Genomic DNA, 12255 nt, shown 5'->3' with positions numbered 1-12255 from the left:
CGTGACAGCCGGTCGGTCAGGGTTTGGTCTTGTCGAGGCTGGTTCCGGCTCCGGGCGCCGCGGCAGTCGGCTTCGCCGCATCGGGGGCGGCGGCCATCGCACCCGCCACGGGGCTCACGGTGTTGCCGGCGACGGCGCGCTGGATCGAGCCGATGACCACTTTGTCGTCGGCCGAGAGCCCCTTGGTGATGACGCGAAGCTGGCCCTCGACCGGACCGGTGGTCACCTGCCGTTGCTCGACCACGTCGTTCTTGCCCACCACCATCACGTAGCTGCCGCTCTGATTCGACATCACGGCGGTGTCGTCGACCAGCAGGGCCTTGTCGATCCGGCCGATCGGCACCCGCACACGGACGAAGAGCCCGGGCACCAGATCCACGTTCTTGTTCTCCAGCACGGCGCGCATCTGCAGGGTCCCGGTCGCGGCGTCGAGCTGCGGGGCGATGTAGTCGATCTTGCCGGTGTACTGGAATGCCGTATCGGCCGACAGGGCGACCGTGATCGGCAGATTCTGTTCCTCCTCCCGAAGGGACCTCAGCGTCTTGTCGTGCTGGGCGAGCGAATCACGCAGCTCGATCTGCTGCTGCTCGGAAAGATTGAAATAGACGTAGATCGGGTCGACCTGAAGGATGGTCGCGAGCTTGGTGGGACCGGAGGATCCGACCAGCGCGCCCACATCAGCCAGATGTCGTGTCACCACGCCGTCGGACGGCGCCTGCACGGTGGCATAGCCGAGCGAGGTTTCGGCGAGCTTCAGGTTGGCCTCGCTCGCCGCGACCAGGGCGTTCGCCGTGTCCAGATTGGTGCGGGCATCATCCACGCTGCGCTGGCTGGAGACCTCGCGCTGGCCGAGGGTGGCCTGCCTTTCGAACTCCCGCTGGGCATTCGCCTGCTTGGCCTTGGCGCTGTCGAGCTGAGCCTTCTGCAGCGCCACCTGGGCCTGATACTGGTCCTTCTCGATCTCGAACAGAACGCGGCCTTTTCTCACGGCCTCGCCGTCGCGATATCCGATGGAGTCGAGAAAGCCCTGCACCCGCGCTTCGAGATCGACCGACGAAACCGGCGCGGTGTTGCCGGTGAACTCGGCGTAGAGCGTCACCGCCATCGCATTGGGGGTGGCCACCGTCACCTTCGCGGCCGGCGGCGCCGCATATTTGTTTCTCTCGTTACAGCCGGAAACAAACAGAGCCGTGCCGAGGACGAACACGAAAATCTGCAGCCTGCCGCGCTCCGAAAACAACTCGGCGTGCACTGGATCCACCCCACCGTATTCCCCCTCGCAGTGTTCGCCACTGTGAGTGTCTCTGCCAGAACCAAATCACGCCGCACCATGGCGTTGATGCTATCGCAGCATCCTGCCTCCTGTCATCCAGGCATGATGTGTTCGAGCAAATATTGCCGGTGCCCACGGCCCCGCTGCGGAATCAGCGCGCGACGGAGCAAGCTCCGCAAACTCAGGGTAGCCGCGCCGAGCCCTTTGCCCGGCCGATTCCTCGTGCTGGCCGGCACGGGAGATCGATCGCACCGCGGATGATCGAGTCGAGTGCAAAAGTGACACCGAGACCGCAGGATACGATGCAGCCCGATTCGATTCCGTTCTGGCAGTCGACTATGGGGTCCTGATCGTGGATGGCCGCGGCGAGCGCGGCCATGACGATTCAGAAATGGACGATTCAGAAATTCGCCTTCAAAGATCCAGCGCACCGCTGCGCGCCGGCGCCGCCACCTTGCCGTCGGCGGGGGCCTCGGGCACCGGCACGCCGGGATCGCGAAACCGATTGGTGATCGGATAGCGGCGGTCTCGCCCGAAGTTCTTCAGCGTCACCTTGACGCCGGGGGCGGCCTGGCGGCGCTTGTACTCGGCGAGATTCAGCATGCGCTCGACCCGCACCACCATGTCGCGCTCGAACCCGTCGGCGACGATCTTGGCGATCGGCTCCTCGCGCTCGACCAGGCGCTCCAGCACGGCGTCGAGCTGATCGTAGGGCGGCAGCGAATCCTGATCGGTCTGGTTTTCGCGCAACTCCGCGGTCGGAGCCCGCGTCATGATGTTCTCCGGGATCACCGGCCCGTCGGGGCCGAGCGCCCCTTCCGGCTTCCAGGTGTTGCGCAGCCAGGACAGCCGGTAGACCTCGGTCTTGTAGAGGTCCTTGATCGGATTGAAGCCGCCGTTCATGTCGCCGTAGAGCGTCGCGTAGCCGACCGACATCTCCGACTTGTTGCCGGTGGTGACGACCATCAGGCCGAACTTGTTGGACACCGCCATCAGGATGACACCGCGGGCCCGTGCCTGAAGATTCTCCTCGGTGACGTCGCGCGGCATGTTCCCGACCAAGGGTGCGATCGCCTGCTCCAGCCCCTCGACCGCGGGGGCGATCGGCAGCACCTCGTATTTCACCCCGAGCGCCTGGGCGACCTTCGCGGCATCGGTTTTCGAGACGTCGGACGTGTAGCGGTAGGGCAGCATCACGCAGCGCACCCGCTCGGGCCCGAGCGCATCCACGGCCATGGCGGCGCACAGCGCCGAGTCGATGCCACCGGAGAGGCCGAGCACGATTCCGGGGAAGCGGTTCTTGTCGACGTAGTCGCGAAGCCCCAGCACGCAGGCCGCGTAGTCGCCGCGGTCGCCCTCCTCCAGCGCCGCCACCGGCCCGCCGGCGCAGCGCCAGCCGCTCTCGCTGCGCTCCCACACCGTGGTGGTGACGCATTCGCGGAACGCCGGAAGCTGGAAGGCGAGCGAGCGGTCGGGGTTGAGCGCGAAGGACGCGCCGTCGAACACCAACTCGTCCTGGCCACACACCTGGTTGACGTAGATGAGCGGCAGCCCGCTCTCGGTGACGCGGGCGACGGCGACGTTGAGGCGGACCTCGTCCTTGTCGCGGCTGTAGGGCGAGCCGTTCGGCACCAGAAGGATCTCGGCGCCCGTCTCGGTGAGGCACTCGACAACGTCCTCGTAGTCGCCCCACTCGGTCCAGATGTCCTCGCAGACCGGCACGCCGATGCGCACGCCGCGCACGCTGACGGGACCCGGCAACGCGCCGGGTGCAAACACGCGGCGCTCGTCGAAGACGCCGTAGTTCGGCAGGTTCACCTTCAGCCGCACGGCGGCGACGCGGCCGCCTTCGAGCAGGCAATAGGCGTTGTAGAGCTTGCCGTCCTCGGCCCAGGGCGTGCCGACCAGCACGGCCGGCCCGCCGTCCGCGGTTTCCCGCGCGAGCGCCTCGACGGTCGCCCGGCAGGCGGCCTGGAAGGCCGGCTTGAGCACCAGATCCTCGGGCGGATAGCCGGCGATGAACAGCTCCGGAAAGGCGACGAGGTCGGCCCCCTGGGAGGCCGCCTCGCGGCGGGCGCGCCGCACCTTCTCGGCGTTGCCGTCGACATCGCCGACGGTCGGGTTGAGCTGGGCGGCGGCGATGGCCAAGCGGTCGGTGGGACGGTCGGCGGATCGGTCGGCAGGACGGTGGGTCATGATTTCGGTCTAGAGCATTTGCGGTTTCAGTGAAATCGGGTCTGCCCGCGGGCCGTTCTCCCGCGCCGGCATGCCAGCCGCGCGTTCCGCGGACGGGACGCTCAACCGAGCCGGACGAGCTGCTTGCCGAAATTGTCGCCGGTCAGCAACCGGAGAAAGGCTTCGGGCATGCGCTCGATCCCGTCCAGCACGTCCTCGCGGTATTTTATGTGCCCAGCCTTATGCCAAGCGGCGAGGCGCTGCAGCGCCTCGCCGCGGCGGTGCCACCAGTCGTAGACCAGGAAGCCGGTGACGCTCGCCCGGGTCGAGATCAGCCGGCCGAGATGGCGCTCGCCGACCTCCGGCGCCTCGTGCGTGGCGGCGAGCGCGATGCGCCCGCAGATGATCACCCGGGCGCCGATCGACAGGCGCTTCATCACGGCGTCGTGGATCGGGCCGGAGGTGTTGTCGAAGAAGATGTCGACCCCGTCCGGGCAGGCGTCCTTCACGGCGGCACGCAGATCGGTCGCGGTGCGGTGGTTGACGCCGGCGTCGAAGCCGAGCGCGCGGCACCAGTCGAGCTTTTGGTCGCTGCCCGCGATGGCGACGGCGCGACAGCCGCACAGCTTGGCGATCTGCCCGACGAGCTGGCCGACCGCCCCGGAGGCGGCCGAGACCACCACGGTATCGCCCGGCCGCGGGCGGCCGACATCGAGCAGGCCGAAATAGGCGGTGAGGCCCGGCATGCCGAGCCAGGACAGCGCGCTCTCGATCGGCGCCAGCGCCGGGTCGATGCGGTTGACGGCATCGGGGCCCGGATGGCCCGGGGTCAGCACCGAGAATTCCTGCCAGCCGAACGCCATGCTCTCGGCGGTGTCGCCCGGTTTCCACTCCGGGTGGTTCGAGGCGACGACCTCGCCGACCCCGCCGCCGCGCATCACCTCGCCGATGCCGGTGCCGGCCGCATAGCCGGCCGTGCGGCTCATCCGGCCCCGCATATAGGGATCGACCGAGAGGAAGCGCGCCTTGACGAGAATCTGGCCCGGTCCCGGTGCCGGGACCGACGCGGTATCGAGCGAGAAGCAGCCGGCGTCCGGCATGCCCTCGGGACGACGGGCGAGCAGCCAGCGGCGATTGACGGTGGTCATGGACGATCCTGAGAGTTGCCCCTGGTCCGGTCGAGCCCGGTCGCGGGCGATCGGCGGAGCGGCGCCGGGGCGGCATGGCGGGCGCTTCACGGCCCCACGATAGCGACGAGGCCGGCGGCCGACAAATCTGCGCCGGAGGCGTTGCTCCAGCCTGCCTTCAGCGGCTCGCTCCGACCCACCCGTCAGGTGGGCGGATCATGCGCTCGACGTTGCACTCCTGCGACTCGCGGAGGGATTTCAGGAAGAACTCGAGCGCGGCGCGGCGGTCGTTGCGCCGATAGACGACGACCAGATCGAGCTGGGGCACCGGCGACACGTCGAGCGGCCGCACGACGACGTTCTTGGGTGTGATCTGCCTGACGTACTCGCAGTGCAGGCTGAATCCCAGGCCCGACGCGATGGCGTTGAGGGTCGCCGTGATGCTTTCGACCACCATGATGGTGTTGAAGCGGACGCCGGCGTTCGCGGCGATCCGGTGGATGGCCCGATGCAGGGCTGGCGCCACGGCTTCGGAGATGTCGACCAGCGGCAGCGCCGCCGCGAGCGTGCGGATATCGATGCGCTTCTGCCGTGCCAGCGGGCGATCCGCCGGCAGCAGCGCGATCATGTCCTCGCGGACGATGATCTCGGACACGAGGCCGTCCTCGAGCTCGATCGGGCCGCGCAGGAATCCGATGTCGATCGCGTGGTCGCGGATCGCGTCGAGCTGCTCCGGACCGGTGAGGGTCCGCAGCACGATCTGCACGCCGGGGTACTGCCGGAACATCGCGGCGAACACGGTCGAGAACAGCTTGTTCTCGGGTCCGGCGACCATCGCGATGGTCAGCAGGCCCGCCTCGGTCTTGGCCGCCTGGCGGGTCAGCACCACGGCGCGTTCCGTCAGGACGATGATGTTGCGGGCCTCGTGCAACAGGGTGCGACCCGCCTCGGTCAGTTGGAGGTGGTGTCCCTCGCGAACCAGCAGGGGAGCGCCGATGGCCGCTTCGAGCTGACGGATCTGCTGGCCGAGCGACGGCTGGGCGATGTGCAGGCGCTTCGCCGCCCTCGTGAAGCTGAGCTCTTCGGCGACCGCGACGAAGTATTTGAGAATCCGGTTTTCCATGGCGCCGGCAGGACATGAGAAAACGGGGGTCGCACGGGCCACCGTATGCCCGGCGCCGAGGGTTTGCCAATGGGACGGTGCCCGCCCGGGATCCGTCCCGAACCACCTGCGATCATCACAATAGGCATTCGTGATGGTGCCCTGCGCGGGGCGCGCACCACGCACGGCCGAGACGCATGGCCTGCACGGACAACGCGGGCACCGCCCGACGCGGTCCGGACGATTTTTTCGCCGACCCGCGGGACGACCGCAGGTCGGTACGCGCCACCGACCCCGTCGCCGCCGGCGCGGCCGACGGTCCGGCGATGCATCTGATCGTGGCCGAGATTTCAGCCCGGCAAACCCGGCTACGTAGACTTACTTGCTTACGCCCGGTTGTCAAAAGCACTCGGAGCGAAGGCTGCGCCTTTCCATTGAAAGATACAAAGTATTATCTCTCCCCATCCGAAACAGATAGCTTCCAGATCGAAGGACTAAGCAACAGAAGGCCGACAATTGTCGCGCCAATAACTGGTCGTGCCTTGTCTCGCGCCAGTGAATACGAAAGTAGAAGCCAATGCTCTCAAAAGACGTCGTCATCGTCAGCGGGGTGCGGACAGCCATCGGTACGATGGGGGGTAGCCTGAAGGACGTACATCAACACGACCTCGGCGGGATGGTGATCAAGGAAGCCGTCAAGAGGGCGACCATAGACGGCAAGCTGGTCGACGAAGTCATTGTCGGCAATGTCGGGCAGATCGCCGAGAGCGGCTTCATCGCCCGCGTCTGCATGTTGAAGGCCGGTCTGCCGCTGGAGACGACCGCCTACTCGGTCAATCGCCAGTGCGGGTCGGCTCTCCAGGCGGTCAATTCGGGCGTGCTCGCGATCCAGGCCGAGGAGGCCGAGATCGTGGTGGCGTGCGGCACCGAGAACATGGATCTGCTGCCGCACTACATCCGCAAGCACCGGTACGGCAACAAGTTCGGCAACGAGACCCTCGAGGACGGCCTGCTGTCGATCCTGACCTGGCCGATGGGCCCCTACCCCAACGGCATCACGGCCGAGAACGTCGCCGAGCAATTCGCCGTCTCCCGCCAGGCCCAGGACGAGTTCGCGCTGTCGAGCCAGCACAAGGCCGAGGCGGCCATCAAGGCGGGCAAGTTCGTCGACGAGATCCTGCCGGTCGAGGTGAAGGTCGGGCGCGAGACCACGCTGTTCCGGCAGGACGAGCATCCGCGCTTCGGCATCACCCTCGAGACGTTGAGCAAGATGAAGCCGGCCTTCAAGCAGGGCGGCTCGGTGACGGCGGCGAACTCCTCGGGCATCAACGACGGCGCCGCCGCCGTGGTGCTGACGAGCCGGGAGAAGGCCGAAAGCCTCGGCATCGCGCCGTGGCTGCTGGTGCGCAGCCAGGCCGTGGTGGGCAACAGCCCGGACGTCATGGGCTTCGCCCCCGCGCCGGCGACCCGCAAGGCGGTCGCCAAGGCCGGCCTGACGCTCGACGACATCGACCTGTTCGAGATCAACGAGGCGTTCGCCTCGCAGTCGGTCGCCGTCGTGCGCGACCTCGGCATCCCCGGCGACAAGGTCAACGTCAATGGCGGGGCGATCGCCCTCGGCCACCCGGTCGGCGCCACCGGCACCATCCTGGTCGTCAAGCTGATGAACGAGCTGAAACGGCGCCGCGCCCGCTACGGCGTGGTCGCCATGTGCATCGGCGGCGGCCAGGGCATCGCCACCGTGTTCGAGAACCTGCAGCGGTAGGACCCCGATGACCGCCAAGTTCGTCACGGCCGCCGAGGCCGCCGATCTCGTCCGCGACGGAGCGACCATCTGCTCCGTCGGCATGACCCTGGTGGGCGCCGCCGAGAGCGTGCTCAAGGCGCTGGAAACCAGGTTCCTGACCGCCGGGACGCCGCGGGACCTGACCCTCGTCCACGCCGCGGGGCAGTGCGACCGCGAGCGCGGCATCCAGCACTTCGCCCACGACGGGATGCTCAAGCGGATCATCGGCGGCCATTGGGGCCTGGCGCCGCGCATCATGGAGATGATCGGCACCGACCGGGTGGAGGCCTACAACCTCCCCCAGGGCCAGCTCGCCCAGCTCTATCGCTCGATGGCCTGCGGCCTGCCCGGCAAGATGAGCAAGGTGGGACTCGGCACCTACATCGATCCGCGGATCGAGGGCGGCAAGATGAACGCCCGGACCAGGCCGCTGCCCGACCTCGTCGACGTCATCACCTACGGCGGCGAGGAGTACCTGTTCTACAAGGCGATCCCCATCGACGTCACCCTCGTGCGCGGAACCACGGCGGACGAGATGGGCAACATCAGCTTCGAAGAAGAAGCCATGAAGCTCGAGGTGATCTCCGGCGTGCTCGCCGCCAAGCGCTTCGGCGGCAAGGTGATCGTGCAGGTCAAGCGGGTCGCCCGGACCGGCACGATCCATCCCAAGCAGGTGCTCGTGCCCGGCTTCTTCGTCGATGCGATCGTCGTCTGCGACGAGCCCGAGCTGGACCACCGGCAGTCGTCGTCGTTCTTTTTCGATCCCTCGCTCAGCGGCGACCTGGTGCTGCCGCAGACCGCGATCGACCCGCTGCCCCTCTCGCTGCGCAAGGTGATCGGCCGCCGCGCCATGCTCGAGCTCTCGCCCGAGACGGCGATCAATCTCGGCACCGGCATACCCAACGACGTGATCGGCTCGATCGCGGCGGAGGAAGGCCTGTCGGACATCCTGGTGACGGTCGAATCCGGCGTCTACGGCGGCGTTCCCGAGGGCGGCATCGACTTCGGCGTGTCGCACAGCCCGTTCGCGCTGCTCGAGCACTCCGTCCAGATGGACTTCTACAACGGGATGGGCGTCCCGTTCACGTTCATGGGGGCGGGCGAGCTCGACAGCGTCGGCAACGTCAACGCCACCAAGTTCGGCGACCGCTGCACCGGCTGCGGCGGCTTCATCGACATCACCCAGAACGCCGGCCACGTGGTGTTCTGCTCGACCTTCACGGCGCGCGGCCTCGACGTGTCGTTCGCCGACGGCAAGGTGACGATCGTTCGGGAAGGCACCCAGAAGAAGCTCGTCGACCGGGTCACCCAGGTGTCCTTCAACGGCAGCCTCGCCGCGCGCAACGGGCAGAAGGTGATCTTCGTCACCGAGCGCGCCGTGCTCGAGCTGCGGCCCGACGGGCCCGTGCTCGTCGAAATCGCACCGGGTCTCGACCTTCGGCGCGACGTGCTCGACCAGATGGAGTTCGTCCCGACCATCGCCGACGACCTGAAGATCACCGACGCGAGCGTCTACAGCCCCGGCGCCTTCGGCCTGAAGTCGAAGCTCGGCGCCAAGGCCCAGCCATAGGATGAAGCGGACATGCGGTTGGAGAACAAGGTCGCCATCGTCACCGGCGCCGGTCGTGGCCTCGGCCGCGGCATCGCCCTGAAGCTCGCCCGCGAGGGCGCCGAGGTGGTGGTGGGCGACGTCGTCCGGGAGAATGCCGTCGCCGTCGCCGACGAGATCACCGGCGCCGGCGGCAGGGCGATCGGCGTCGCCGCCGACATTTCCCGCAAGGCCGACGTCGAGGCGATGTTCGCCGCGGCAGCGAAGGGGTTCGGCGAGCTCGACATCCTGGTCAACAACGCCGGCATCAACCGCGACGGCGCCCTGCACAAGATGACGGACGAGAGCTGGGACAAGGTGATCGCCGTCAATCTGACCGGCACCTTCTACTGCCTGCGTCAGGCCGCACAGATCATGCGCGAGCGCGGCTACGGCCGGATCGTCAACGTCGCCTCGATGAGCTGGCTCGGCAATTTCGGGCAGGCCAACTACGCCGCCTCCAAGGCCGGCGTCGTCGGCCTGACCAAGACGGCGGCGCGCGAGCTCGCCAAGAAGGGCATCACGGTCAACGCGATCTGCCCCGGCTTCGTCGACACCGAGATGACCCGCGGCGTGCCGCCGGCGGTGTGGGACGCCATGATCGGCAAGATCTGGTGCGGCCGCGTCGGCTCTCCCGACGACGTCGGCAACGTCGTCGCCTTCCTGGCCTCCGACGACGCCGCCTACGTCACCGGCGAGGTGATCAACGTCTCGGGCGGTATGGTGCTGTAGACGGCCCCCGACGGCGGCCCGCCACCGCCCGACATCGAATGCGGCCGCGCGAGCCCCGGCTCGCCCGGCCCGAGACCATCGACCCGGCGAGCCGGATTCGTCCGCGCGCCATCGAAACGAGGATCGAGACATGAAGGAACTATCGGTCGGCGTGCTCGGCGCCGGACTCATGGGAGCGGGCATCGCCGAGGTCGCGGCACGCGCCGGCAGCGACGTCGTGCTGGTCGACACCGACCCGGCCGCCGTGGCGAAGGGCCGCGCCCGCATCGAGAAGAGCATCAAGAAATCGGCCGAGAAGGGACAGCTTTCCGCCGATGCCGCCGCCGCCATCGTCGGCCGCGTGCATTCCGCCTCGTCCTACGACGCGCTCGCCGCGGCCGACCTGGTGATCGAGGCGGTCTACGAGGACCTGCCGGTCAAGAAGGAGGCCTTCCGGAAGCTCGACGCGGTGGCGCGGCCGAGCGCCCTGCTCGCCACCAACACGTCGGGACTGTCGATCACCGAGATCAGCGCCGTCACCCGCCGACCCGAGAACGTCATCGGGCTGCACTTCTTCTATCCGGCGCCCCGGATGGCCCTGGTCGAGATGATCCGCGGCCTGGCGACCTCCGACGCCACCTTCCAGAAGGCCCAGGACTTCGTCGACGCCGTCGGCAAGAAGGCGATCCTGGCGCAGGACTATCCCGGCTTCATCGTCAACCGTGTCCTGCTGCCGATGATCAACGAGGCGGTGTTCTGCGTCATGGAGGGCGCCAAGCCCGAAGACGTCGACGCCGGCATGAAGCTCGGCTGCAACCATCCGATGGGCCCGCTCGAGCTGGCCGACTTCGTCGGCCTCGACGTCGCCCTGGCGACGATCTCAGGCCTCTACGAGAACCTGCGCGACTCCAAGTACCGGCCCTGTCCGCTGTTCGTCCAGATGGTCAAGGCCGGCTGGCTCGGCCGCAAGACCGGCCGCGGCTTCTACAAATACGCCTAGAGCGTTCTCGAGCGAAGCGCGAACCGGTTCGCGTGAAGAGAACGCTCCGAATCACACTCATGGAGCGCGTTCGGACGCAAACCCGGCCTCCACTTTCGCCGAACGCGCCCTGCGGCCCGACACCACATCGTCGTTTCCGAAAAAGAAGGCAGCCCCCCCGACCGGACGTGATTCGACAACAACGATCGATCAAGCATCAGGAGTGAGGGAATGAAGCTAGGCTCATGGTTGACGTCCACGGCGGTCGTCTCGGCCGCTCTGGGCCTCGCAATCGCAATCTCTCAAGGCGCCGAGAAGGAAGTGCAGATCGCCTTCCTGAATCCTCTGTCCGGCAACAATGTCGACGCCGGTCAGCAGGACCTCAACGCGGCGACTCTGGCGATCGAAGACATCAACAAGGCCGGCGGCATCAAGGCGCTCGGCGGCGCCGTGATCAAGCTGGTGATCGTCGACACGACCAGCGACCCGAAGAACGCGGCCTCGACGGCAGAACGCGTCTTCAGCACCCAGAAGGTGGCCGGCGCGGTCGGCACCGGCATTTCCGGCCTCACGCTTCCGATCCTGCCGGTCGCCGAGAAGAGCCGCATCCCGATCATCACCAACTCGGTGAACGACCAGATCACGTCGCTCAAGTACAAGTACACGTTCCAGGTCACGCCCAAGGGCAGCCAGTTCGGCAGCACCCAGGTCCAGTTCCTGAAGGCGCTGAACGAGACGTACGGCCTCGGCATCAAGGACGTCGCCGTCGTCTACGAGAACTCGGGCTACGGCGTGTCGACCGCCTCCAGCATCAAGGAGATCGCGGCCTCGGCGGGCCTGAACCTGGTGCTCTTCGAGGCCTATCCGCACGGCTTCACCGACGCATCGTCGCTGGTCACCAAGATCAAGGCCTCCGGCGCCAAGGCGCTGTTCCCGGTCGCCTACACGACCGACGCCAAGCTGATCATCAACACGATGAAGCAGATGGACGTCAGCCCGGTCATCATCGGCGGCGGCGCCGGGTTCCTGTGGCCGGTGTTCGCCAAGGAGATGGGCCCGGCCGTCAACGGATTCGTCTCGGTGGCCTCGTGGAACTGGGACTCCAAGAGCATCTCCAGCGTCCCGGAGCTCGCCTCGATCACGACCCGCTACGAGGAGAAGTTCGGCACCTTCATGACCGAGCACGCCGGACCGACCTACGTCGCGGTGCGGATGCTGGCAGAGGCGATGGAGATCGCCAAGTCGGCAGACCCGGTGAAGGTGCGCGAAGCCCTCTCGACCTTCGACAACGACAAGATCGGCGGCTTCATGCAGCCCGGGCGGGTCAAGATCGACGGCACCGGCTGGAACGGCGCCGTCCACCCGGTCATGATCCAGTGGCAGGACGACAAGCCGCGGACCGTGTTCCCCGCGATGGACGCCGTGCGCACCTTCAAGAGGTGACGACGGTCGGGCGGGGAAGCGACCTTCGCGCCCCGCCCTCCGTCCAGTCGCAGAGTTCTCGCACCGACGGG

Annotated in this window: 9 protein-coding genes; 5 read left to right on the top strand and 4 right to left on the bottom strand. The window is 67.5% G+C overall.

The genetic code is table 11. The features are described 5' to 3' along the window. Positions 1-16: 16 nt before the first annotated feature. The 4 genes from HXX10_RS12355 to HXX10_RS12340 all read right to left on the bottom strand — a co-directional run bounded on the left by HXX10_RS12355 (position 17) and on the right by HXX10_RS12340 (position 5698). Positions 17-1123, bottom strand: coding sequence for an efflux RND transporter periplasmic adaptor subunit (locus tag HXX10_RS12355; RefSeq protein WP_296522549.1), 1107 nt, complete (start codon positions 1121-1123; stop codon positions 17-19). A 564-nt stretch (positions 1124-1687) separates the two neighbouring features. Continuing rightward, positions 1688-3469 (bottom strand): NAD+ synthase, encoded by a 1782-nt coding sequence (locus HXX10_RS12350; protein ID WP_296522548.1) that lies wholly within the window; start codon positions 3467-3469, stop codon positions 1688-1690. A gap of 101 nt (positions 3470-3570) precedes the next feature. Beyond that, a complete protein-coding gene (locus HXX10_RS12345) occupies positions 3571-4596 on the bottom strand; it encodes an NADP-dependent oxidoreductase (RefSeq protein WP_296522546.1) in 1026 nt (341 codons plus the stop codon). Between the two features lie 157 nt (positions 4597-4753). After that, the gene (locus HXX10_RS12340; RefSeq protein WP_296522544.1) at positions 4754-5698 is read right to left on the bottom strand and encodes a LysR substrate-binding domain-containing protein; all 945 of its coding nucleotides are present in this window, start codon (positions 5696-5698) and stop codon (positions 4754-4756) included. 556 nt (positions 5699-6254) lie between these two features. Here HXX10_RS12340 and HXX10_RS12335 point away from each other — a divergent pair. From HXX10_RS12335 to HXX10_RS12315, 5 genes are all read left to right on the top strand, one after another. Then, positions 6255-7442, top strand: coding sequence for a thiolase family protein (locus HXX10_RS12335; protein ID WP_296522542.1), 1188 nt, complete (start codon positions 6255-6257; stop codon positions 7440-7442). Positions 7443-7449: 7 nt separating this feature from the next. Then, complete coding sequence (locus HXX10_RS12330) at positions 7450-9033, top strand: acyl CoA:acetate/3-ketoacid CoA transferase (protein WP_296522541.1); 1584 nt, start codon at positions 7450-7452, stop codon at positions 9031-9033. A 12-nt stretch (positions 9034-9045) separates the two neighbouring features. After that, positions 9046-9783, top strand: coding sequence for a 3-oxoacyl-ACP reductase FabG (gene fabG / locus HXX10_RS12325; RefSeq protein ID WP_296522539.1), 738 nt, complete (start codon positions 9046-9048; stop codon positions 9781-9783). Between the two features lie 130 nt (positions 9784-9913). After that, positions 9914-10762 carry a 3-hydroxyacyl-CoA dehydrogenase NAD-binding domain-containing protein gene (locus tag HXX10_RS12320; protein ID WP_296522538.1) on the top strand — a complete coding sequence of 283 codons (849 nt, stop codon included), beginning with the start codon at positions 9914-9916 and terminating at the stop codon, positions 10760-10762. 210 nt (positions 10763-10972) lie between these two features. Then, positions 10973-12184, top strand: coding sequence for an ABC transporter substrate-binding protein (locus tag HXX10_RS12315; RefSeq protein WP_296522537.1), 1212 nt, complete (start codon positions 10973-10975; stop codon positions 12182-12184). Positions 12185-12255 lie beyond the last annotated feature (71 nt).

Source organism: Rhodoplanes sp. (assembly GCF_013377085.1).
Taxonomy (GTDB): domain Bacteria; phylum Pseudomonadota; class Alphaproteobacteria; order Rhizobiales; family Xanthobacteraceae; genus Rhodoplanes.
Note: the sequence above shows the minus strand (reverse complement) of the source record. Positions and strands in the feature narration are given on the sequence as shown.